This is a genomic window from Nocardia sp. NPDC047654 (assembly GCF_043205035.1).
Classification (GTDB): domain Bacteria; phylum Actinomycetota; class Actinomycetes; order Mycobacteriales; family Mycobacteriaceae; genus Nocardia.
Genome location: NZ_JBIDDF010000003.1, coordinates 58,632 through 82,266, shown reverse-complemented (window position 1 = coordinate 82,266; position 23,635 = coordinate 58,632). Strand labels below are relative to the sequence as shown.

The window sequence follows — 23,635 nt, the reverse complement described above, 5'->3', positions numbered from 1 at the left end:
AACGCCGCCCTCACGCAACCACGCTGGTCGACGGATACGGTGCGCCGACCAGCGCCCACGATCAGCCGGTCGTCCATTCACCGCTCCCGGCATCCGGCGGCCACCGGCAGACCCGCGAACCGATCGCCCAGAAAGTTCATCGCTCCCGGCGCTTCACCGATCGCCGCCGGGTTGTGGGTGGGCAGCATCGAATGCACCGAGGTGATAGCCGCTCCCTGCGCGCAGTACCGGCCGACCAGGTCGGTGAAGCCCGCCACGGGGATCACGTCGTCGGTGCGGCTGTGGTACAGGTACATCGGCGTCTCCGGCGCACTGCCGCCGAGTTCCTGGGCGTCGGTCGCGGCGCGGAAAGCCGGATGCGACAGCAGATCCGGAACGACGGCGAAGTCGTCGACCCGCGCGCCGACGTACTTCGGTACCAGGTCGGACCCGCACATGGCGGCATTCTCGGCCAGCGCCGCGCGCCCCCGATCGTTGAGCAACGCCAGCACGCCGTTGCCGGGATCGTTGCGCGCGATGGCGAACAGGATCAGCAACGCCAGCCCGGCCTGCACGGTGCCGTCCGCCTCGCGCGCTATGGCGGGCCAGTCCGCCGGAACGCCACCCGAGGTGATGCCCGCGAACCGGACGTCCGGCGCGTACCACGGCTGCATCTGCGCCGCCCACAGCGTGGCGAACGCGCCGCCCGAATAGCCCCAGGCGCCGACGGGCGTCGCGGGCCCGAGCCCGGCCTGCGGAAGATCACGGGCCGCCCGGATGCCGTCCAGGACGCCGCGTCCGGAGTTCACCCCGTCCAGGAACCTGGACCGCGGACCCTCGTAGTCGCCGGCCACCACCGCCCACCCGCGCCGCAGTGCCTCCGCCATGAACGGCGTGTCGATGAGGGTGTTCACCGCGCCGCTGTCCCAGCCGCCGCGCAGCGCGAACGACGGCGCGCACCGCGTGCCGAGACTGTCCTCGGGCACCTGATACGACAGCAGGGGCCGGGCGCCCGGGCCGAACCACGGCAGCATCGGGACCATGACGGTCGCCACGTCGGCCACGGGATCGTCGCTCGCGTCGGTGCTGCGATACTTCACCTGCCATGCCGAAACAGGCAGGGGGAGGCCGAACAACGCGATCGGGCGGGAATCCAGCACGGCGCCGTTGTGGTAGCGCTCGAGGTCCGCGGGGGCCGCGTAGAACGGGTCCTGGTCCGGCGGGGGTAGCTCGGCGTGTGCCGCCGGGACGGCGGCAAGAGCGATCAGCGCGGACAGCGCGATCCCCAGGATCGCGGTGCGCACCGGGTGGTTGCTCGCCTGCGCGGTGACAGGCGCTGCGTGCACATCCTTCATCAGGGCCTCCCCAGTCCCGGCGAGGCGGTGAGTGTCCCGGTGCGGTCGGCACCGGTTCACCTGGCCTCCAGACCTCAACGGTACTGCCGGGCGGACGGACCCGGCAACGGGCGATCGCAGGTCACACCCACCGCCGCCGCTGTCCGCAGGGCTGGCTACAGTGTTGGCCAAAACATCCCTGGCGCAATCGAATAGCTGTCTGGCGTCACCCCGCCCCCAGCGCGAGCGCAACGAAGAGGAGTAGCCGAGCATGCGGCATGGCAACGGACTGGACATCCCCGAGGGACTCGCCGACCTGTGCGCGCCCGACCGGATGGCGGTGATCGTCTACGACATGCAGGTCGGCGTGCTCAGTCAGTTGCCGGACGGCCCGGAGATCATCGAGCGGGTGGTTCGGGTGGTCGACGCGGCGCGCTCGGGTGGCTACCCGGTGATCTTCCTGCGCCATTTCTTCCTGCCGCAGCGGCTGAGCGGAGCATTCGCGCTGCGCATGGCCATGAGCTGGCAGCAGGTGGATTCGGTGGACGAGGTGCGCTTCATCCTCCAGCGCGACACCCCGGCCTTCGAGCTGGTTCCCGAGCTGCGGCCGCGCGCGGACGAGGTGGTGTTCGACAAGACGTCGATGTCGGCCTTCGAAGGGACTCCGCTGGCCTCGATGCTGCGCGATCTGCGCATCGGCACCTACGCGATCGCGGGCGTCGCCCTGGAGATCGGCATCGCGCCCACGGTCACGCATTCCACCGATCTCGGATTCGTCCCGGTGGTGATCAGCGACGCGGTCGGCGGCCGGGACAAGGAGGCCATGGCTCGGGCCTACGCGGATTTCGAATTCCAGGGCCACGCGCTGGTGACCGACATCGCCACCATCACCCCGCTGCTCGCGGGCGGCAACTGACCCGGAACGGGACCCGGCCACGGACCGGGTCCCGTTCGACGCTCACTTCTCCCGCAGGGCTTTCTTGGCCGCGTCCTGGGCGGCGTCGACCTGGCTCGTGAACTTGTCGCCCGTCTTCTCGTCGACGAGGTCGCCCGCCTTGTCGATGACCGCGTCCAGCTTGTCCGCGTTCTTCTGGGCCAGGTCCATCGCCTTACCCGCCAGGTTCTTGAAGTCCACCGTGCACTCCTCGTTTCGCGCTGGGAACAACCGCGAGACAACCCTACCCAGCGCCAAGCCAAGCCGGATGCCACAACCGGCCCGCCTCGGTCCAGTTCATGAACCGCACGCTGCCACCGAGTTTCGGCGTCACCCACACTGCCTCCTTGCGTTCCTCGGCGGTGAGGTCGTTGTCGAACGGCGAGGTCTTGCGCTCCAGCTTGCGCAGCCGCGCGGCCAGCTCCCGCATGGCCGAGTCGTCGAACCCGGTGCCGACCCGTCCGACGTAGACCAGCCTGCCGTCGTGCGGAATACCGACCAGCAGCGATTTGAACTCTCGCGCCGTGCTGCGCCGCCACCCACCGATCAGCACCTGCTGAGTGCGCCAGTTGCGCTGCTTCACCCAGGCATGCCCGCGCTTACCCGGCAGATACACCGAATCCTTGCGTTTCGCGACCACGCCCTCCAGCCCGTGCTCCTGGCTGTAGCGCAAGGCCTCGGCGCCCGAGCCGTCCAGTCGTGGCGGCACCACCATCGACGGCGCGTTCGCGGCGAGCGCCTCCAGCACCCTGCGGCGATCGGAATATCTTTTGCGCAACAGCGACGTGCCGTCCAGGTACAGCACGTCGAACGCGACGAACACCGCCCGCGCCGCGTCGGCTTGCAGCAGGCCGAGGTTCGCGACTCCGTGATCGTCGAAGACGACGGCCTCGCCGTCCAGCACCACCTGATGCCCGGACAATTCCCGCCGCAGCGCCGCGATGCGCGGATAGCGGTCGGTCACGACGTTGCCCGCCCGGCTGTGCAACGTGATCGCGCCGGAGTCGATCTCGGCGATCAGCCGGAAGCCGTCCCACTTCGTCTCGAAGCACCACTCGTCCGCGCCGAGATCGGCGACGTCACCGTGCGTCGCCAGCATCGGCGACAGGCCGCGCGGAAGTGGCGAAGGCCCCTCGGCGGGACGAATGATCCGGCCCGGCGGCTGCCGCTGCCGCACCTGCGGTTCTTCGGCTCCGTTCCCCTCCCGCATCAGATGCATCAGCCATTGGTTGCCGTTGGTCTGGATCAGCGCGTACCGGCCGGTGAGCCGCTTACCGTGGAACCGCACGATGACCTCGTCGTCGCGCCACTTCTCGGTCTCGTAGGTGCCGGAGTCCCAGATCGTCATCTCGCCCGCGCCGTACTCGCCCTTCGGGATGGCTCCGTGGAAGTCGAGATACTCCATCGGATGGTCCTCGGTGTGCACGGCGAGGCGGTTCTGCTCGGGAGAGGTCGGCGGGCCCTTCGGCACCGCCCAGGACACCAGGACCCCGTCGCGCTCCAGCCGCACATCCCAGTGCAGACGCCGCGCGTGATGCTCCTGCACGACGTAGCGGTTGTCCGCGCCCGGCGCGGGTGGCTGCGCGGGAACGGGCTCGGGCGTGCGGGACGGATCCCGCATCGATCGGTACTTCGTCAACGCGTCCGGGCCCGCTACCGCCGCGGACGAGCCGTTTCCCGCGGGCGGCGCATCCAGTTCGGCGAGCAGATCGCCATCCGATCGGTATCTGGCGAGTACTTCGTCGAACCGCAGATGCCGCAGTCTCTTCCGGTTCTCGATCTCTTTCCAGGTGCGTGGAGCGGCGACGTTCGGCTCCGGCCGCCCCCGCATCGAGTAGGGCGCGATGGTGGTCTTGGCGGCGTTGTTCTGGCTCCAGTCGAGGAAGACCTTGCCGCCGCGAGCCGCCTTCGCCATCGTCGCCGTGACCAGATCCGGGTGCAGCCGTTGCAGATTGGTGGCCACCTGTTTCGCCACGGTGGAGGCGCCGTCCGAATTCAGTTCGCGATCCAGCGGCACGTAGAGGTGGATTCCCTTGCTGCCGCTGGTCACCGGGAACGTGCGCAGACCGATGCCCTCGACCATCTCGCGCACCGCGAGCGCCACCTCGGCGCATTCGGCGAGCCCGACTCCCTCGCCCGGGTCCAGATCGAAGACCAGCCTGGTGGCCGGGCCCATGTCGTCGCCGTCGAAACGCCACTGCGGCACATGCACTTCCAGCGCGGCCTGCTGCGCGAGCCAGGCCAGCCCGGCCTCGGAATCGATCAGGGGATAGACGACCTTGCGATCGGAATGCCGCAGGGTGCGCCGCTGCATCCAGGAGGGGGCGTGCGACGGGAGATTCTTCTCGAAGAAGGACGGTTCGTCTACGCCGTTGGGCCAGCGCTTGCGGGTGACCGCCCGCCCGGCGACATGCGGCAGCATGGCAGGCGAGATCGCCGAATAGTAGGCGATGACTTCGCCTTTGGTGGTTCCGGTGGCCGGGTACAACACCTTGTCGAGGTTGCTCAGGTCAACCTCGATACCACCGAACTCGCGGCGGGCCACCATATCCGAAGTGTAGCGGCGGAGACCCGATCGTGGTCTCCGCCGCTCGCTCAGGCGTGCGGTCCGGACTGGTCCGGCGGGACCACCTTCTTGGCGGCCTCCTTGCCCTTGGCGATCTTGTCGGTGTACTTGCCGTGCGTCTTCTGGTCGATGAAGTCACCGGCCTTGTCCACCGCTGAATTGATCTTGTCGGCGTTCTTGGCCGCCGCGTCCTTACCCTTGTCGACCAGGCCCTTGACCGTATCCGCGAAACTCATCGCCGTGATCCTTCCTGTCGCCAACTAGCAGAAGTCGTTCACTCCACATTCTCCCACCAAGAATCCGCAGGTGGGGCACTCGACGGGTCCACACGCTGCCCGGGCACCGGCACCGCGACCTCGGTGCCCGCCGCCCGCGCCGCTGCCACCATGCGCCGGACCGGCTCGGACCAGCCATGGAAGGCGAGATTGAAGGTGGCCCAGTGAATGGGCACCAGCAATCCGTAACCGGTATTCCCGCCGCACAGGTCGGCGTGTGCCCGGACCGCCTCCTCGGGATTCATGTGCACATCCGGCCAGCGCTCGTCGTAGGCGCCGATCGGCAGCAGCGTCAGGTCGAACGGACCGAGCGCCGCGCCCGCCTCGGCGAACGCCTTGGTGTAGCCGGTGTCGCCGCCGAAGTAGGCGCGCCGCGTCGGCCCGACGATCGACCACGAGGCCCACAACGTGGTGTTGCGCAGCAGGCCGCGCCCGGAGAAATGCCGCGCCTCCGTGCAAGTGAGCACGAGATCCACGCCGTCGCGGTCCCGGCCGAGTTCGGTGAGCGACACCGAACCGCCCCAGTCCAATTCGATGATGCGATCCTCCGGCACACCCCAGTGCCGCAAGTGGGCGCCGATACCGATCGGCACCAGGAACGGCGCGCTCTGGCGTGCCACCAGCTCCCGCACGGTCCACTTGTCCAGGTGGTCGTAATGATCGTGCGAGATGAGCACCGCGTCGATCGGGGGCAGGTCGGCCAGCGGCTGCGGCACCGGATGCATCCGCGCGGGCCCGACCAGCGCCGACGGCGAAACTCGCTCGCTCCACACCGGATCGGTGAGAATGCGGTACCCGTCGACCTCGACCAACGTCGTGGCGTGGCCGTACCAGGTGACGGCGAGCGCGGACGCCGCGGTCGGCTGTTGCGGCGTCCGCAGCGGGATGGGGCCCCGCGGCCTGCCCGCGTTGCGCTGGGTCAACGCCGAGACCAGCAGCGAGGGAGCCGAACCCGCGACCACCTGGCTACTGGGTTCGGTGTTGTGGAACTGCCGGTCGCGATAGGTCGCCGCGCCCACCGCGTACGGCTGGATCGCCGAGATCGAAGCGCCCATCGCCGAAGGGATGTCCCATACCGCCCGGACCACCCAGGTGATGCCGAGCGTGCCCGCCGCGGCGCCCGCGATGCGTCTGATGTCCATCATCGCCCCACGAATTTCGCCGCGCGCTTTTCCTGCCTGGCCAAACGACCCTCCTTGGCATCCTCGCTCGCCCACGCGGCCTCCAGCGCGGCGCGCTGCTGCGCGGTTTCCGGATCACGCGTTCCGTCATCATTGAGCACCAGCTTCATGTGCCGCAGGGACAGCGGAGCCAATGCCGCGATCTGCTTGCCCCATGCCTGCGCGTCGGACGCCGTACCGATCCGGTTGGCGAACCCGAAGGCGTAAGCGTCGGCGGCCGATATCTGTTCGGCGCCCAGCAGCACCGTGCGCGCCGGACCGCCGCCGATCAAGACGACCAGCCTGCGCACGGTCCACCGATCCACGCTGATGCCCAGTTTCGCCGCGGGAATGGCGATGTACGCCTCCGGCGAGACCACCCGCAGGTCCGAAGCGAGCGCCAGTTGCACGCCCGCCCCGATCGCGGCGCCGTTGATCGCCGAAATCACCGGGATCGGCACGGATTCGATGGTGTGCAGCGTTTCCAGCCACTCGGACAGGAAATCGCCGGAATACACCCCGGACAGATCGGCGCCCGCGCTGAAGACCGGGCCGCGCCCGGTCAACACGATGACTCGCGCCTGGTCGGCGACAGCGGCGAGCACGGCCTCGCGCAGCAGCGCCACGAGTTCGTAATTGAGCGCGTTGCGGCGCTCTTCCCGCTGAAGTTCGATGGTGACCACGTCACCGTCCCGGCTGACCCCGAGCATGCGACCTCCCCGACTGAACGGTCCGTCTGATCTCTTCACTCTGCCACAGGGGACCAACCATTCCACGCCGGGCGATACGATCACCGGCTGTGCCGACCGACTTCGACATATTGGTGATCGGCGCTGGTCAGGCGGGACTGTCGGCCGGTTACCACCTCCAGCGCCTCGGGCTGCGGCCCGAACGGCACTTCCTGCTCGTCGATCGCTCCCCCGGGCCCGGCGGCGCGTGGCAGTTCCGCTGGCCCTCCCTCACCTTGGACACGGTCAACCGGGTGCACGACCTGCCCGGCATGTCGTTCGCCGAGACCTTGCCGCCGGGTTCGTCGTCCGCGCCCGCGGCATCCGCTGTCCCGCACTACTACGAGCTGTACGAGAAGCGGTTCGACCTGCGCGTTCACCGCCGGGTATCGGTCACCGTGGTCTGTGATCGCACCGAGGAAGGCGACCCGGCCGAACGCGGCGCGGTGCTCGGCGCGGAGACCGACGCGGCCGGCCTCATCCGGGTTCGCGGCCTGATCAACTGCACCGGCACCTGGGAGAATCCGTTCGTTCCGCACTATCCCGGAGCGCAGACGTTCACCGGTCGCCAGCTGCACACCCACGACTACCACAGTGCCGTGGAATTCGCGGGCAAGCACGTCGTGGTGGTCGGCGGCGGCATATCGGCCGTTCAGCTGCTCGACGAGATCTCCCAGGTCACCACGACGACCTGGGTCACGAGAACACCGCCGCGCTTCCGCGAGGGGCCGTTCACCGAAGAGGCGGGGCGAGCCGCGGTCGCGCTGGTCGAGGACCGGGTCCGGCGCGGGCTGCCGCCGGGATCGGTGGTCTCGGTCACCGGTCTGCCGCTCGACGACCGGTTACGAGCGGCACGAGCTCGCGGCGCGCTCACCCGACTGCCGATGTTCGAGCGCATCGAGCCCGGCGGCGTGCGGTGGGCCGACGGAACCTTTCAGCAGGCGGAGGTGATCCTGTGGGCCACCGGCTTCCGCAGCGCCCTCGACCACCTCGCGCCGCTGCGACTGCGCGGGCCCGGCGGCGGCATCACCATGTCGGGACGGCTGGCCACCCGGGTAGCCGCCGATCCGCGCATCCATCTGATCGGCTACGGGCCGTCGGCCAGCACCGTGGGCGCCAATCGCGCGGGGCGCACGGCGGCGCTGGAGCTCACCCGGCATCTCGGACTGCGCTGACGGTGCGCGCGGCCCGAGTCGTCAGTCGATCAGTCCGAGCGTGAGCGTATCCGGGTCCCCGCCGATGCGCGAACCGCTGTCCAGGCCGTTGATCGCGTCCATCTGCGCCGCGGTCAGCTCGAAGCCGAACACGTCGAAGTTCTCCGCGATCCGCGACGGCGTCACCGACTTCGGGATGACGACGTTGCCCAGTTGCAGATGCCAGCGGATGATCACCTGCGCAGGCGTGCGACCGACCTCCGCGGCCACCTGGGCGATGGTGGCGTCGTCGAGCAGTGTGCCCTGTCCGAGCGGACTCCACGCCTCGGTCGCGATCGCGTTGGCGGCGTGGAACTCACGCAGTTCGCGCTGCGCCAAGCTGGGGTGCAGCTCGATCTGGTTCACCACCGGGATCTCCCCGGTCTCGGCGATGAGCCGCTGGATGTGCGCGACCGTGAAGTTCGAAACGCCGATCGACCGCACTCGGCCCTGCGACTTCAGCGCCTGGAAGGCGCGGAAGGTGTCCACGAAGCGGTCGGCCACGGCCACCGGCCAGTGGATGAGGTAGAGGTCGAGGTAGTCGAGGCCGAGCCGCTGCATGCTGGCGTCGAACGCGCGCAGCGTCGAGTCGTAGCCCTGGTCGGAGTTCCACAGCTTGGTGGTGACGTAGATCTCGTCGCGGGGCAGGCCGTATTCCCGGATCGCCCGGCCGGTACCCTCCTCGTTTCCGTAGATCGCGGCGGTGTCGATGCTGCGGTAGCCAACCTCGAGCGCGGTGGTGACGACCGAGAAGACGTCCTCGGCGGGTACCTGGAATACGCCGAAGCCGAGCTGCGGGATCACGTTCCCGTCGTTCAGCACGATCGAGGGAACGGTGCTGGTCTCGCTTTTGAAGGTCACATTCCGACGGTAGAAGTGTGGCGGCGAACCGTCAATCACGCGCTCTGGTGTGTTGGCCTGCAATTTGCTGGTAAACCGGCGGTCAGCCCGTCATACCGGGCACACCGAGCCGCCGGTACCGCGCTTGCCGCGCCGCGAGCAACTCCGGTTCCTGCCGTGCGCACAAGGTCGCCAGTTCGTGCGCGATCGCCGCGACCATCCGCCGGGCGAAGTCCACCGGTTCGTCCGCCGCGTCGGGGAACTCCGGCACGATCCGGTCCACCACGCCGTCGTCCAGCAGGTCGGCGGCACCGATCCGTTGTGTCGCGGCCAACTCCGCAGCATGGTCGGTGTCGCGGAAGACGATGGCGCTCGCTCCTTCCGGCGGCAGCGGGGCGAGCCACGCGTGCGTGGCGGCGAGCACCCGGTCGGCGGGCAGCAGCGCCAGCGCGCCGCCGCCGGTGCCCTGGCCGAGCAGCACCGAGACGGTCGGGGTGTCCAGCGTCACCAGATCGGCGATGCAGCGGGCGATCTCGGGTGCCAGTCCGCGCTCCTCCGCCTCCTTCGACAGCGCCGCGCCCACCGTGTCGATGACCAGCACCAGCGGCAGCCGCAACTCCCGAGCAAGCGCCATACTGCGCCGCGCCTCACGCAGCGCCGCCGGGCCCATGGTGTTCTCGCCCTGCTGACCGCGCCGGTCGTGCCCGAACACCACGCACGGCCTGCCCCGGAAACGACCGAGGGCGAGCAGGGCGGTGCGATCGGCCTCGCCCTGACCGGTGCCACTGAGCGGAACTCGTTGCGTCACATGACGTAAGAGCTCCCGGATGCCCGGACGCTCTGGGCGGCGGGAGATCAGGACCGACTGCCACACCCGATCGTCCGAAGCACGGCTTCGCCCTTCGTCCAGCCGAAGTCGTTCTGCTTCAACACTTTCGGAACCCTGAGCATGGTCCGGCGCGACCGAGCCCTGTGATTGCGGCGCGATACGCTCGAAATTCACCTGCGCCGCAGCGGAATCGGGCAGCTCGATGCCGCTGAACACGCTCAGTGCGCGATGGGCGATGCGGCGGAAGACCGGGATGGTCAGGACGCCGTCGATGACGCCGCGGCGATACAAGTTCTCCGCGGTCTGCACGCCTTCCGGAAAAGGCCTGCCGTACAACGCTTGATAGACCCGAGGACCGAGAAACCCGATGAGCGCTCCGGGCTCGGCGAACGTGATGTGACCCAACGAGCCCCAGGAAGCGAAAACGCCGCCCATCGTCGGGTTGCGGAGGTAGACCACGTAGGGGTGACCCGCCGACTTGTGGGCCGCCACCGCACCGGCGATCTTCACCATCTGCACGAAGGCGACGGTGCCCTCCTGCATCCTGGTCCCACCGGAGGTCGGCGACGCGACCAGCGGCAGTCCCAGTTCGGTGGCGCGCTCGACCGCCGAGACGATCCGCTCCGCCGCGGCCACGCCGATCGAGCCGGCCAGGAACCCGAACTCGCAGGCGATCACGGCCACGCGGCGACCGCGCAGCAGCCCTTCGCCGGTGAGCACCGATTCGTCGGTACCCGCCGCGACCGCCGCCTTTCGCAAGGCATCGCGGTACTGCGGGGAAGCGGCCACCGTCACCGGCGGCCGGTCCCAGCTGACGAACGAGTCCGTGTCGAGCAGCTGCTCGAGTAATTCTCGCGCCGAGGTACGCACCGGGCGAGCCTATCCGGCTCTACCCGGTGCTCCGGCGAGCCGGTCGAGCACTCAGTAGCCCTGCATCACCTTGCGCAGCGCGTACTCGGTGAGCGCGACCAACGCCTGCTTGGCCGGCTCACGGCGACGCGCGTCGATGGACAGGATCGGCACATCGGCGGGCACGGCGAGCGCCTGCCGGATGTCCTCGATCGGGTACCGCGGCGCGTCGTCGAATTCGTTGAGCGCCACCAGGAAGGGCAGGCCGCGCGCTTCGAAGTAGTCGACGGCCGCGAAGCTGTCCTCCAACCTGCGGGTGTCGACCAGCACGACGGCGCCGATGGCGCCACGGATCAGGTCGTCCCACATGAACCAGAACCGATACTGGCCAGGCGTGCCGAACAGGTACAACACCAGATCGTCGGCGAGACTGATCCGGCCGAAGTCCATCGCCACCGTGGTGGTCGACTTCATCGGAATGCCGGTCAGGTTGTCGATCCCGGCGCTGGCATTGGTCACCAACGCCTCGGTGCGCAGCGGAACGATCTCCGACACAGCACCGACCAACGTGGTCTTCCCGACGCCGAAGCCACCGGCGACCACGATCTTCGCCGATGTCGGCTTGCTGGTACGGGTGTCGACCTGCGCCGTCGAATCAAATACGCCGGAGTCCACTGAGAACCCTTTCGATCAGCTCGCGACGCTCATCGTCGCTGGAATCGTCTTTCAAAGTCGCCGATACGCGTACGTGCCCGGCCTCGATCAAATCGGCCACGAGCACACGGGCCACCCCGATGGGGATGCCCAATCGGGCTGCTACCTCGGCAACGGACGGCGATTCTCTGCACAACTCCACGATTGACGTCTCGATGTTGGTCAGTTCGAACTGCCGCTCGAGGGCGACCGGATGCGATGCGACGAGAGCCTCCAACGCCAACTCGACCGCGGGCCTGGTACGGCCTGCGGTCAGCGAGTACGGGCGTACGAGGCTCGGCTCGGCGCTCCCCACGCGGTGATCTTCTATGTCCATCCCACCATCAGGAACCCATCGTGACGCGTGGCGTGGCCTGAACAGTCTGGCCAACACGCTCGACCAACAGAGCCATCTCGTAACCGACCTGACCGATGTCACACGAAGTGTTGGTCAGCACCGCGAGATAGGAACCGTCGCCGACAGCCATGAGTAGCAGGTAGCCGTGCTCCATCTCCACGACGGACTGGAGCACGGTGCCGCCCTCGAACAGATTCGAGACGCCGACTGACAGGCTGGCCAGACCGGCCGTGACGGCCGAGAGCTGTTCGGCGCGGTCGACGGGCAGCTGGGCACTCGCGGCCATGAGTAGGCCGTCCGCCGAGACCAGGACGGCATGGGCTACGCCAGGAACCTCGTTGGCAAAGTTCGAAACCAGCCAATCCAGCTGACGATTCGTACCACCTAGATCGGGGTTCATCGGTCTCCTTTATCTCCGGTTAGGTTCATTGCTCTCATTGCGCGGCCATCCCGGACGCCCTGCTGGTGACGACTCAAGCTGGACCTGATCGTTTCTGGGTCACGGCGCGGCGCCCGATCCGCCGCACCGCTTACGCCGCCGGGGACAAGCCTTCCGCCCGGATTGCGTTGCGGCAAGCCGGCAGCCGTTTTCGTCTCGGGCTGCGCCTCACTGGCGCGCCGAGCCGCTTGCCAACCTTCGTCACCCGGCGATTCGAAGGAGGCGGCCACCTGGGACCGATCCGCGTTGGGATCCGACAGCCACGCCGACATCATCTCGGCGAAGATCGGCGTTCCGCCCATCGACGCCCCCGACTCGTCCGCGGGCTGCAACCTGGTCTGGAAGAACGAGGCCGTCTTGGCCGGGTTGGACCGGAAGCTGTGCTTGCCTGGATCGCGCCCCGGCGCGGTGGCGGGCTGCTCTTCGCTCGCGGCGTGCTGGCCACGTTGCGGCAGCGCGATACCCGGCGGCACCGGCTGGCGCTGCGGCGCTTGAGCGCCCGGCTGCCGCTGCGGCAGACCGGTCAGCCCGCTCTCGCGCTGCGGCGGACTCGACGGTGCGGGCGGACGCTGCGGCAGACCGTTCACCGCACCCGCCTCACGCTGCGGCAGACCACCCGTCGCGTCACGCTGCGGCAGACCGTTCGAAACCGAATCCCGTTGCGGCAGACCGTTGACAGCGGGCAGCGCGCCGGAGCCCGGCTCGCGCTGCGGCAAGTCGTTGACGGAATCGCGTTGCGGAAGGCGATGGGCACCGGAATCCCGCTGCGGAAGACCGCCGGTGGGTTCGCGCTGCGGCAGCCCACCGGGCGCGGCGTCGCGCTGCGGGAGGTTGGGCGCCGGATGCCGCGGCGGCAGGCCGGTCGAGCCGGGCTCACGCTGCGGCAGACCGCCCAAGGCCGACTCACGCGACGGCAAACCGGTGGAACCCGGCTCACGCGACGGCAGGCCGGTCGATCCCGGCTCACGCTGCGGCAAGCCGCCCAAAGCCGACTCACGCTGCGGCAAGCCACCGGAGGCCGAGTCACGCTGCGGCAGACCGGTGGAACCCGGCTCACGCTGCGGTAAACCACCCAAAGCCGACTCACGCTGCGGCAGACCACCCAAAGCCGACTCACGCGACGGCAAACCGGTCGAACCAGGCTCACGCGACGGCAGGCCGGTCGAACCCGGCTCACGCTGCGGCAAACCACCCAAAGCCGACTCACGCTGCGGCAAGCCACCGGAGGCCGGGTCACGCTGCGGCACACCGTTCGAACCCGGTTGCCGCTGCGGTAGGCCGGTCGGACCCGGCTCGCGCTGCGGCAGACCGGTAGAACCCGGCTCACGCTGCGGAAGGCCACCGGCGGACTCACGCTGCGGCAGACCACCCAAACCGCTTTCCCGCGGCGGCAGACCACCCAGACCGGTCTCGCGCGGGGGCAGACCGCTCGCCGGGTCGCGCTGCGGCAGACCGCCGGAAGCGGCTTCGCGCTGCGGCAGGCCGCTGGACGCGTCCCGCTGCGGCACGCCGTTCGTGCCCGGCTGCCGCTGCGGCAGACCGGTGCTCGGCTGCGGCACACCATTGGCACCCGGCTGACGCAGGGGCAGTTCGCCCGAATGCGGGTCACGCGGCGGCAGGCCCGAACCGGACTGCTCTGCGGGACCACCGGGCTGGCGCGGCGGCGGACCGCCAGGGGTGAGGTTGCGCTTGGGCAGGTTGGCCGCGGCCAGCTTGCCACGCTGCGGACCGCTCGGCGCCTGCTGTCCGGGCGCGGGCCGCAGGCTGGTCGCCGACTGCTGCGCCTCCGAACGCATACCGCTCGACGACATCGCCGAACCCGGCTGCCGCTGCGGCAGTCCGCCGGGGCCGGCGGGGATCGGACCGCTGGGCGTGCCGGTGGGCTTGGCGCCGGCGACCGGAATCGGGCCGCTCACCCCGGGATCGACAGTGACCATGACATTGCCCCCAGGAGTCCGGGTGACGGCCCGCATCTGCATGGACGACGGACGCTGCGGCGCGGCGGCCTGCGGCGAGGGCTGCGGGGTGACGGGCTGCGGCTGCGGGGTGACGGCCTGCGCCGCGCTCGGCTTGCCCGCGACGATCAGTCCGACCGGCACGTGCACGGTCACCGTGACGCCGGGATCACGCGCGGTGTCGAAGGTCGGGCGCAGCCGCACGGTGAGACCGTGCCGCTCGGCGAGCCTGCCGACCACGAACAGACCCATGTGGCGGGCCGTGTCCGGCCCCGGCTCGGCGGTCTGCTCCAAGCGGTGGTTGATGTCGGCCATCTCGGCGGGCGGCATACCGATGCCGCGGTCGGCCACCTCGATGAGCAGGCCCTGATCGTGCGCCTGCGCGAAGGTGAACTTGACGTCGGTCTCCGGCGGCGAGGCGCGCAGCGCGTTGTCCAGCAGCTCGGCGAAAAGGTGCGCGAGGTCGGAGGCGGCGGGTTCCTTCAGCGAACCACGCGGCGTGGCGCCGAGCTTCACGCGCTCGTAGTCCTCGACCTCGGAGATCGCGGCGCGCAGCACGTCGGCGATCTCGACCGGGGCGGACTTGGCGCGGCGCTGCCTGGTACCGGCCAGAATCAGCAGGTTGTCGCCGTTGCGGCGCATGCGGGCGGCGAGGTGGTCGAGCCGGAAGAGGTTTTCCAGCAGGCGCGGGTCCTTCTCGTCGTACTCCATCGCCTCGATGAGGGTGAGCTGATGGTCGACGAGCGACTTCGAGCGCCGCGCCAGGGTCTCGAACATGTCGTTGACCTGCGAACGCATCTTCGCCTGGTCACTCGCCAGGCGCAGCGCCTGGCCGTGGATGTCGTCGACCGCGCGGGCCAGCTGGCCGATCTCCTCGGTGCTGCGCACCGGCATCGGCTCCAGCGGCACCTCTTCCGGCGATGCGCCGTGGCGGAGCTGGGCGACCTCGTGCGGCAGGTCGCTCTCGGCCACGCGCAGCGCGGCCAACCGCAGCCGGTGCAGCGGGACGATCATCGAGCGGGCCACGAAGACCGCGAGCAGGAGGGCGGCGAGGATGGTCGCGATGACGACGGCGGTGTAGGTCCACGCGTCGCGCTGGGCGGTGGTCACCAGCGAGTTCATCGCGTTGTCGATGTCCTTGGTCGCCTTGCCGACGACATGCTCGTAGACCGCGAGGCTGTCGGTCAGCGACTTCTTCAGGTCGCCGACGGGAAGCTGGCCCGCCTGCGCCTGCGGGCTGGTCAACAGCGCGATCCTGGTGTCGATGCCCGCGCGCAGGTCGGCGATCGAGGTGTCGCCGTCGGAGAAGCGATGCGCGAGCACGTTGAGCAGCGCGCGCTCGGTGTTGGAGGCGATGAGGAAGTTCTGGACGCCGGACTGCTGGGAGCGCAGCACCTCGGGGAAGGCGGCGAGCTCGCTGACCAGGGTGGCGCGGGTGTTGAGCGAGTCGACCAGCCGCAGCTTGGCCGCGTCGACGGCGGTGTCGCTGACCTGGCCGACCGTGGTCTCGACGATCCGGACGCTGTCGTTACGGACGCGGTCGATCAGGGCGAGAGTGTCCGACGGAGGGCCGGTGGAGACCGATTTGCCCTGGGCACGCACGCCCTTGGCCTGGGTGAGCATGCTGTCGATGGCCGGGCGCGCGCCGGGCACGCCGTCGAGCTTGGCGACCGCCTTCTCGGCGTTGGCGATGGCCTTGTCGAGATCCGCGAGGTTCTGGTCGGTCACCACGGACTGGTTGGAGCCCAGCGAGATCATCTGCGAGCCCGCGGTGGTGGCGGTCTGGGCGCTGAGCGCGGTGACCGAGGGGATCGCGGCGACATTCTCCGAGATGTCGGCGAGCCGGTTCGATTCCGCGAACTCCGATGAGATCCTGGACACGCCGAGCCCGACCGCGACCGCCAGAGGCACGGCGAGCACCGCCGTCACCTTCCAGCGCAGGTCCCAGTTGCCCAGAGCCCAGCGGCTGCTGCCGGACCTAGCGGCGTCACGCATCTCCCACTCACTTTCCAAACTGGCCTCTACCACGCGCCATCAACCGAACCTCCACATTCGCGTGCTTGGCTCGACAGGTGGAGCTGGCCGAGAGCTGCGGCTGGCCGAGAAATTGCGTCTACGACGGCCCAAATAAGTGACATCAGATTCTAACGGATCAATAACTTCTTGGGTGACTGGGCGTGATGTCGCGATCATTGACCTGCCAGTTCCAGGCAAAACCAAAGGTAGCGGCACCCACCCGGGCGTCGCGTGAAGTCTGCCACAATCAACCAGATCTATCGAGGCGGGCATCGAGGCGAGGCTAGGGAGTCACGGGGTTGAACGTGCGGCACGAGTATCGACCGGCCTATCAGACCAGCTTGGTGGATCCCGCCGAGTTCTGGGCCGGCGCGGCCGAAGCGATCGACTGGGACGTGCCTCCGACGCAGATCGTCGATACCGGCGCCCGGCCGGTGGCCAGGTGGTTTTCCGGGGCTCGCCTCAACACCTCCTTCAACGCGCTCGACCGGCACGTGCACCCCACCGAGCCCGGCGCCCCCGATCTCGCCGATCAGCCCGCCCTGATCTACGACTCGGCCATGATCGGCGCCACCGTCGTCTACACCTACGCCGAGCTGCTCGACGAGGTGGCGCGGTTCGCCGGTGCGATGGCCCGGCTGGGCGTCTCGGCGGGCGATCGGGTGGTGATCTACCTGCCGATGATCCCCGAGGCGGTGATCGCGATGCTGGCCTGCGCTCGCATCGGCGCGGTCCACTCGGTGGTGTTCGGCGGCTTCGCCGCCCCGGAACTGGCCGCCCGCATCGACGACGCGGAGCCGGTGCTGATCATCACCGCCTCCGGCGGGCTGGAACCGGGCAAGAAGATCGAATACCCGCCCATCGTGTTGCGGGCGCTGGATCTCGCCGAGACGACCGCGCCGCGCACGGTGATCGTCAAGCAGCGGCCGCAATTCGACACGATCCCTTTTCCCGCGCCGCAGCCCGCCACCGAGTACCTGCCGAGTTCGGCGCAGACCGTGGCCGCGCAGTGGCTGGACTGGGACGACGCGGTACGCGACGCGCCCGCGGCCGATCCGGTATCGGTCGCCGCCACCGATCCGCTCTACATCCTCTACACCTCCGGCACCACCGGTAAGCCGAAGGGCGTGGTCCGGGACAACGGCGGGCACGCGGTCGCCCTCGCCTGGTCGATGCGCAACATCTACGACATCCACGCGGGCCAGGTGATGTGGGCCGCCTCCGACGTGGGCTGGGTGGTCGGTCACTCCTACATCGTCTACGCGCCGCTGCTGGTGGGAGCCACCACGCTGCTGTACGAAGGCAAGCCGGTCGGAACGCCGGACGCGGGCGCGTACTGGGAAGTGGTCGACAAGCACAAGGTCGAGGTGTTGTTCACCGCCCCGACGGCGCTGCGCGCTATCCGCAAGGCGGACCCTGGGGCGGAGCTGGCCCACCGCCACGACCTGTCCTCACTGCGCGCCCTGTTCTGCGCGGGCGAACGCCTGGATCCGGCCACCTACACCTGGGCCGAGGACACCCTGCTCGCGGGTCGCTCGGACTGCCCCGTCGTGGATCACTGGTGGCAGACCGAGACCGGCTGGCCGATCTGCGCGAACCCGCTCGGCCTGCAACGCCTGCCGATCAAACCGGGCTCGGCCTCGGTACCGATACCCGGCTACCGACTACGTGTGCTCGACTCCTCCGGCAACGCGGTGGCGCCGAACACCGAGGGCAACATCGTCATCGGCCTGCCACTGCCGCCCGGCACGCTGACCGGACTCTGGCGCGACGACGCCCGCTACGAGCGCTCCTATCTCTCCGCCTATCCCGGTCACTACCTCACCGGCGACTCCGGCTACTTCGACGAGGACGGCTACCTGTACGTCCTCGGCCGCAGCGACGACGTGATCAACATGGCCGGGCACCGGCTCTCGGCGGGCAGCATCGAGGCGGCCATCGCGGGGCACGAGGCGGTCGCCGAATGCGCCGTGATCGGGCTGCCCGACGAACTCAAGGGTCACCGGCCGCTGGCCTACGTGGTGCTCAAGTCCGGTGTCGACATCGAGCCGGACCGCCTGCGCGACGAGCTGATCGAGCGGGTGCGCACCCAGGTCGGCGCCATCGCCACACTGCACGACGCCGTCGTCGTGACGGCGCTGCCCAAGACCAGGTCGGGCAAGATCCTGCGTAAGACCATCCGGCAGATCACCTCCGGTGAGACGTTCGAAGTGCCCTCCACCATCGAGGACCCGGGCGTGCTCGCGGCGCTGGAGCAGCAGATCCGCGCGGCGCGTCCCGAGTGGCGGGACCCGGCGCAGGACAACAGCGAGAACACCGATGACGTGGTGGCGCCCGACGTGGATCCGGTTGTGCCGTCCTAGGTTTCCATATCGCCGGTGCAACGTCCTCAGAGTTTCCTCAGAGGATGTTCAGATCGGCGCCAACAGTTCGAAATAGCCTCGAGACCGCCCCGAAACCGAATCGATGATCTGGAGGCAACACATCATGAAACGTTCCGTAGGCCGCTCCGCCGTCGCCGCTCTCGCCGCAGGTGGATTCGCCACGGTCACGTTGTTCCTGAGCCCCGCCATCGCAGGCGCGGGCCCGATGGAATACGCCGAGCCGCTGCTGACCTCGGACTGCTCGTTCGCCCAGGTCGACGCGGCGCTGCACGACAAGGCGCCGCAGCTGGCCGCGGTGCTCGACGCGAACCCGCGCCAGAAGGCCGAGTTGCAGCGCAGGTTCGACCAGCCGGTCGAGCAGCGCCGGGCCGAGTTGCGGCGGGCCATCGACGAGAACCCGGACGCGGTGCGCCAGGCGGAGAACGACCCGCGGACCGCGCAGTTGCGCGACACGATCCGGGTCGTGGCCGAGACCTGCCACAACTACTGATCCCGCGCGGACATGGACGACTCGCCGGGTTTGCTCCGGCACCCCGGCGGGTCGTCGCGCGGGACGTGAACCCGTATCCCGCGTGCCCGACTCGCACAACGCGAGGTTTCACCGGAGGCGGGGAGCAGAATGGATGACGTGACCTCGACTCCGAATCCGACGGTCCTCGTCGTCGACGACGACGAGGACGTGCTCGCCTCGGTCGAGCGCGGGCTGCGGTTGTCCGGCTTCCAAGTCCTGGTGGCCAGGGACGGCGCGCAAGCGCTGCGCAGCGTGAACGAGAACGCGCCCGATGCCATCGTGCTGGACATGAACATGCCCGTGCTCGACGGCGCCGGGGTGGTCACCGCCTTGCGCGCGATGGGCAACGAGGTGCCGATCTGCGTGCTGAGCGCCCGTGCGTCGGTGGACGACCGCATCTCCGGACTGGAGTCCGGCGCCGACGACTACCTGGTCAAACCGTTTGTGCTGAGGGAGTTGGTGGTACGAATCCGGGCGCTGCTGCGCAGACGGTCCGACGTACCCGCCCCCACCACACCGGGCGCGGTCACCGTCGGCCCGCTCGAGGTGGACGTCGCGGGGTATCGCGCGCTGCTGCACGGCCGCGAGATCGAGCTCACCAAGCGGGAATTCGAGTTGTTGTCGACGCTGGCCAGGAACGTAGGCGTGGTGCTGAGCCGGGAGCGTCTGCTGGAACTGGTGTGGGGGTACGACTTCGCCGCCGACACGAACGTGGTGGACGTCTTCGTCGGCTACCTGCGCCGCAAACTCGAGGTGGACGGCACCCCCAGGCTGCTGCACACGATCCGCGGCGTCGGATTCGTGCTCCGAGCACCGAAATGACCGTGCCCGCCGCCGCACCGCCGGAAACCCGTCGGCGCCGATCGTTTTCGCTGCGCACCCGCGTCGCGGGCGCGGCGGCCGCGGGCGCGATCATCATCGTGACCCTCATCAGCCTGATCAGCATTCGTGCCATCGAGCGCAACAACGTGCAGCAGTCCGACCAGCAGCTCGCGGTCGCGGCGCGGATCGTGCTGATCGAGCCGCAGCTCGCGGTCCGGTTCATCAGCCTGACCGGGCTGAACAACGACATGGCCGTGACCGTCCGGGACAACGGCGATGTCGTCGCGAGCACACCCACCGAACTGCCCTCGCAGCCGACCGGCTCCCGCACCGTCGCGGTGAGCGGCACCCCGTACCGGATCCTGACCACCACCGAGAATCAACCCGCGGGCCGGGTGGTCTCTCTCGGCATCCCCGCCGCGGGCGCCGCCGAGGCCACCGCCGAGCAGCAACGGTGGGTGCTCGGCGGCGCTCTGCTGGCCATCGCCGCCGCCGCGGGACTGGGCTGGTTGCTCGCGGGCGCGGCGGTGCGTCCGATCGTGCGGCTCACCCGGCAGGTGGGCGCGCGCAGCGCGTATCCCGATCCCCGCGATCCACAGGCGCGGGTGGAGGGCGCGGGCGTGCACGAGGCCGAGCAACTGGCCGACGCGGTGAACACCATGTTGCAGCGAGTGGATCAGGCGCATGCCCAGACCGCCGCGGCATTGGAGACCGCCCGCGATTTCGCCGCCGTGTCCGCCCACGAGCTGCGCACCCCGCTCACCGCGATGCGCACCGACCTCGAGGTGCTGCGCACCCTCGACCTGGACGAGGCGCAGCGGGCCGAGATCCTCGACGACCTGCAACGCAGCCAGGGCCGCGTGGAGACCACCCTCGCGGCGCTGGAGCGGCTGGCCACCGGCGACCTGACCAACGAGCGTGACCACGTGGCCACCGACGTCGGCGACCTGTGCGACCAGGCCGCACACGACGCCATGCGGCATTTCCCCGGCCTCACCGTGCGCATCGATTCCGACGCCGAACTCGTCACCCGCGGCCTGCCCGCCGGACTGCGGCTGGCGGTGGACAACGCCCTGGCCAACTCGGTCAAACACGGCGGAGCCACCGAGGCCCTGGTCTCCGCGCACCGCGGGCGGGGCGGTCACATCGTGATCTCGATCGACGACAACGGCCGCGGCATCCCGCCGGAGGAGCGCGAAGCCGTCTTCGACCGCTTCTTCCGCGGCAGCCAGGCGAGCAAGGGCGGCTCAGGCCTGGGCTTGGCATTGGTGGCTCAGCAGGCCCAATTGCACGGTGGTCGAGCGTATTTCGATGAAGGCACGCTCGGCGGAATCCGCTTGGTCCTGGATCTGCCCGGCTCTGTCTGATTCGCGGCTGTGTTGTTTTTTCCAGCGCCCGCGGCGCTGGATGTTCGCGGCCCCTTCATGGCTCGCGGGCCGCGAACGGCGCATGCTCGGTCTCGCTTCGCTCGAAACCGGGAGCTGGGCGCTGTGGGTGTGTGACGAGTAAACGCGACACCAAGACCGGACCTGCGAATTCCTCCCACACCACGGCACCAGCCGAGTGTCGGACCGTCGGTGCGGCTATCGCGAAAAGATCATTGGCGTAGCCAACCATTTGAGATATTGTTGGCACATCCAACATTGGATCTTCCAACGAAAGGCCGTCATGTCCACCGATACCCTGCTCGGCGACCGCATCGAGATCGCCGACCTGTTCACTCGCTTCGCCCGCCTGCTCGACGAGAAGCGGTGGGAGGATGCCGGCACTGTCTTCGCCGACGATGTGGAGGTCCATTCGCCGCGAATCCAAGTCCGCGGCATCGACAAGGTCGTGGAATTCATGCGGCAGTCCGAGGTCGAAGGGGAACTCACCCAGCACACGACCACCGACCTGCTGGTGGACGTCGACGGCGACCGGGCCGCGGCCTCCGCGAACTCGTTCATGTACCTCTACCGCGACGGCCAACCGCCGCATCAGACCAGTGGACTGCGCATGGCCTGCACCGTGGTACGCACGCCCTCGGGCTGGCGGCTGCGCGAGACACGGATCATGCTCGCCTGGACGCGCAAGGACTGATCGACCCTTACTCAACCCTCAGAGAAACGCCCAGGGGCGCGCCATAACTCGCGTTTAGGGTCTGCGACGTGATCGAAAAACGGGCCCGCTGGGGCATTCTCGCCGTCGCGCTCCTCTCGGCCGGTGCCCTCGGCGCCGGAATCACCGCCTGTACCGGAAATGATCGGAAGCCGACGGGAATCGCTCTGGTCAACACCGATACCGGGCCCACGGGGGCGCGCGTGGTGAAGGCGCTGCAGGACGCGGGTGGTTACGAATGGACCGCCGCCGCGCCGGGCGAGGCGAGCACCGGCGAGTACGCCGCGGTCATCACGCTGCCCGCCGATCTCACCGAATCGCTGGGCACCCTGGCCGGGCCCGAGCCGAAGCGGGCCGAGGTCACCGTGGACACCGACGAAGACGCCGACGCCGACCTGGTGCACGGCGCGGTGACCGAGGTGACGCATCGGATCGGGGCGGTGGGCGTCGACGCCGCCCTCACCGCCGTCACTCAGGCCAGGGCCCAGCTGTCACAGGTGCGGTTCACCGCCCAGCTGCTCGACGCGGGTGTCGGGGCGGCAGCCGCGGGGGCCGACCAGTTCAGTGCCGGCGCCGACCAGCTGCTCGGCTTCCTCGAGTCCGCCAAATCGGGTTCGGCGCAGCTCACTTCGGCCATCACGCTGCTGAATTCCACCGTCGACGGCGCCGCCGCGCAAGCCGGCCGGCTCGCCGCCGCCCTCGATTCGACCGGCATCACCATCGCACAGGTGGAACGCACGGCGAACACGGTGAGCGGCGGACTGGACCAGATCCTGCCGCTGTTGCGCGCCCTGCCGTTCGCGAACGATCCGGCGCTGGCCGACATCATCGGGAAATTGGACGCGCTGCGGAGCGTGTCCGCGCAGGCGGGCTCCCAGCTGACGGGCCTCGGTTCGCTCGTCGGCGGCGCGGTCGACCCGGATACCGATCTCGGTACTCTGCTTCGCACCGTCGTCGACCGCCTGACCGGTGCGAGCGCGCAACTGTCGGAGGGCGCGAAGCTCGCCGAGGGCCTACCCCAGCTCGCCGAACAGGGCGGCGCCCAGCTTGTCGACGCCATCAGCCGGCTCACCGGCGGGGTGAACCAGTTGCAGAGCATCGTCCACAACCTCAACACCCAGACCGACAAGGCCGTAGCCGCCCTGCCCCAGCGCAGCAGCAGCCAGCAATCCGCACTGGCCTCCGCCCTCACCGACCCCGTCGAGATCGTCCGGCGATAGGCGGATACGACGATGGCCCGTGTTCCTGAGCGGAACACGGGCCACACATCTCACGGTTCGCGGGCGGGCACTGGGCCGCGCCGCCGAATCAGTTGGCGTTCAGCAAGTCGATCACGAAGACCAAGGTCTTGCCGGACAAGCGGTGACCGGCTCCCGCCGGGCCGTAGGCCAGCTCCGGCGGGATGGTCAGCTGACGACGACCGCCGACCTTCATCCCGGGGATGCCGTCCTGCCAGCCCTGGATCAGGCCGCGCAGCGGGAAGGTGATGGACTCACCGCGGTTCCAGGAGGAGTCGAACTCTTCGCCGGATTCGAATTCGACGCCCACGTAGTGCACTTCCACGGTGCCACCGGGCACGGCTTCCTTGCCTTCGCCCTCGATGATGTCCTTGATCACCAGCTCGGTGGGCGCGGGCCCTGCCTGGAACTCGATCTCCGGTTTGGTCATTCGGC

General features: G+C 69.1%; 21 protein-coding genes. 8 read left to right on the top strand and 13 right to left on the bottom strand.

Annotated features, from left to right (window positions below; translation table 11 throughout):
- Positions 1-77: 77 nt before the first annotated feature.
- Complete coding sequence (locus ACGF7Y_RS13950; protein WP_393233325.1) at positions 78-1,334, bottom strand: lipase family protein; 1,257 nt, start codon at positions 1,332-1,334, stop codon at positions 78-80.
- 250 nt (positions 1,335-1,584) lie between these two features.
- Between ACGF7Y_RS13950 and ACGF7Y_RS13945 the strand changes: the two genes are divergently transcribed.
- The gene (locus tag ACGF7Y_RS13945) at positions 1,585-2,229 is read left to right on the top strand and encodes a cysteine hydrolase family protein (RefSeq protein ID WP_393233322.1); all 645 of its coding nucleotides are present in this window, start codon (positions 1,585-1,587) and stop codon (positions 2,227-2,229) included.
- A 42-nt stretch (positions 2,230-2,271) separates the two neighbouring features.
- On the opposite strand, the gene ACGF7Y_RS13940 is transcribed toward ACGF7Y_RS13945, so the two are convergent.
- Genes ACGF7Y_RS13940 through ACGF7Y_RS13920 form a run of 5 tightly spaced genes read right to left on the bottom strand, consistent with a single transcriptional unit; the run spans position 2,272 to position 6,958 of the window.
- Entirely contained in the window at positions 2,272-2,448 is a 177-nt protein-coding gene (locus tag ACGF7Y_RS13940) for an antitoxin (RefSeq protein ID WP_245549109.1), read from the bottom strand.
- A gap of 43 nt (positions 2,449-2,491) precedes the next feature.
- Complete coding sequence (locus tag ACGF7Y_RS13935) at positions 2,492-4,795, bottom strand: ATP-dependent DNA ligase (protein ID WP_393233320.1); 2,304 nt, start codon at positions 4,793-4,795, stop codon at positions 2,492-2,494.
- 47 nt (positions 4,796-4,842) lie between these two features.
- Entirely contained in the window at positions 4,843-5,049 is a 207-nt protein-coding gene (locus tag ACGF7Y_RS13930) for an antitoxin (protein WP_062968466.1), read from the bottom strand.
- Positions 5,050-5,087: 38 nt separating this feature from the next.
- Complete coding sequence (locus tag ACGF7Y_RS13925; protein WP_393233974.1) at positions 5,088-6,230, bottom strand: MBL fold metallo-hydrolase; 1,143 nt, start codon at positions 6,228-6,230, stop codon at positions 5,088-5,090.
- Positions 6,230-6,958, bottom strand: coding sequence for an enoyl-CoA hydratase (locus ACGF7Y_RS13920; protein ID WP_393233318.1), 729 nt, complete (start codon positions 6,956-6,958; stop codon positions 6,230-6,232). Before ACGF7Y_RS13920 ends, ACGF7Y_RS13925 begins: the two co-directional genes overlap by 1 nt.
- Before the next feature lie 89 nt (positions 6,959-7,047).
- Here ACGF7Y_RS13920 and ACGF7Y_RS13915 point away from each other — a divergent pair, with 89 nt between their 5' ends.
- The gene (locus ACGF7Y_RS13915; protein ID WP_393233316.1) at positions 7,048-8,151 is read left to right on the top strand and encodes an NAD(P)-binding domain-containing protein; all 1,104 of its coding nucleotides are present in this window, start codon (positions 7,048-7,050) and stop codon (positions 8,149-8,151) included.
- A gap of 21 nt (positions 8,152-8,172) precedes the next feature.
- Here ACGF7Y_RS13915 and ACGF7Y_RS13910 read toward each other — a convergent pair whose 3' ends face one another.
- From ACGF7Y_RS13910 to ACGF7Y_RS13885, 6 genes are all read right to left on the bottom strand, one after another.
- A complete protein-coding gene (locus ACGF7Y_RS13910) occupies positions 8,173-9,030 on the bottom strand; it encodes an aldo/keto reductase (protein WP_393233314.1) in 858 nt (285 codons plus the stop codon).
- A gap of 82 nt (positions 9,031-9,112) precedes the next feature.
- Entirely contained in the window at positions 9,113-10,708 is a 1,596-nt protein-coding gene (locus ACGF7Y_RS13905) for a carboxyl transferase domain-containing protein (RefSeq protein WP_393233311.1), read from the bottom strand.
- Positions 10,709-10,759: 51 nt separating this feature from the next.
- A complete protein-coding gene (locus tag ACGF7Y_RS13900) occupies positions 10,760-11,362 on the bottom strand; it encodes an ATP/GTP-binding protein (RefSeq protein ID WP_174186021.1) in 603 nt (200 codons plus the stop codon).
- Positions 11,343-11,717, bottom strand: a complete 375-nt coding sequence (locus tag ACGF7Y_RS13895) for a DUF742 domain-containing protein (RefSeq protein WP_014981573.1) — start codon at positions 11,715-11,717, stop codon at positions 11,343-11,345. The genes ACGF7Y_RS13900 and ACGF7Y_RS13895 overlap by 20 nt, the downstream gene beginning before the upstream one ends.
- 7 nt (positions 11,718-11,724) lie before the next feature.
- Complete coding sequence (locus tag ACGF7Y_RS13890; RefSeq protein ID WP_011207200.1) at positions 11,725-12,138, bottom strand: roadblock/LC7 domain-containing protein; 414 nt, start codon at positions 12,136-12,138, stop codon at positions 11,725-11,727.
- A complete protein-coding gene (locus tag ACGF7Y_RS13885) occupies positions 12,135-16,127 on the bottom strand; it encodes an ATP-binding protein (RefSeq protein WP_393233308.1) in 3,993 nt (1,330 codons plus the stop codon). Before ACGF7Y_RS13885 ends, ACGF7Y_RS13890 begins: the two co-directional genes overlap by 4 nt.
- Positions 16,128-16,447: 320 nt before the next feature.
- Here ACGF7Y_RS13885 and ACGF7Y_RS13880 point away from each other — a divergent pair, with 320 nt between their 5' ends.
- From ACGF7Y_RS13880 to ACGF7Y_RS13855, 6 genes are all read left to right on the top strand, one after another.
- On the top strand, positions 16,448-18,511 hold the full coding sequence (locus ACGF7Y_RS13880) for an AMP-binding protein (protein WP_393233305.1): 2,064 nt from the start codon (positions 16,448-16,450) through the stop codon (positions 18,509-18,511).
- A gap of 124 nt (positions 18,512-18,635) precedes the next feature.
- The gene (locus ACGF7Y_RS13875; RefSeq protein WP_393233302.1) at positions 18,636-19,022 is read left to right on the top strand and encodes a hemophore-related protein; all 387 of its coding nucleotides are present in this window, start codon (positions 18,636-18,638) and stop codon (positions 19,020-19,022) included.
- Between the two features lie 138 nt (positions 19,023-19,160).
- The gene (locus ACGF7Y_RS13870) at positions 19,161-19,865 is read left to right on the top strand and encodes a response regulator transcription factor (RefSeq protein ID WP_393233300.1); all 705 of its coding nucleotides are present in this window, start codon (positions 19,161-19,163) and stop codon (positions 19,863-19,865) included.
- The gene (locus ACGF7Y_RS13865; RefSeq protein ID WP_393233299.1) at positions 19,862-21,232 is read left to right on the top strand and encodes a sensor histidine kinase; all 1,371 of its coding nucleotides are present in this window, start codon (positions 19,862-19,864) and stop codon (positions 21,230-21,232) included. Before ACGF7Y_RS13870 ends, ACGF7Y_RS13865 begins: the two co-directional genes overlap by 4 nt.
- A gap of 301 nt (positions 21,233-21,533) precedes the next feature.
- Positions 21,534-21,944, top strand: a complete 411-nt coding sequence (locus tag ACGF7Y_RS13860; RefSeq protein ID WP_393233296.1) for a nuclear transport factor 2 family protein — start codon at positions 21,534-21,536, stop codon at positions 21,942-21,944.
- A gap of 68 nt (positions 21,945-22,012) precedes the next feature.
- Positions 22,013-23,182: a YhgE/Pip domain-containing protein gene (locus tag ACGF7Y_RS13855; protein WP_393233293.1), complete on the top strand. Its 1,170-nt coding sequence runs from the start codon at positions 22,013-22,015 to the stop codon at positions 23,180-23,182.
- A gap of 88 nt (positions 23,183-23,270) precedes the next feature.
- Here ACGF7Y_RS13855 and ACGF7Y_RS13850 read toward each other — a convergent pair whose 3' ends face one another.
- Complete coding sequence (locus tag ACGF7Y_RS13850; protein WP_062968485.1) at positions 23,271-23,630, bottom strand: FKBP-type peptidyl-prolyl cis-trans isomerase; 360 nt, start codon at positions 23,628-23,630, stop codon at positions 23,271-23,273.
- Between the last annotated feature and the right edge of the window lie 5 nt (positions 23,631-23,635).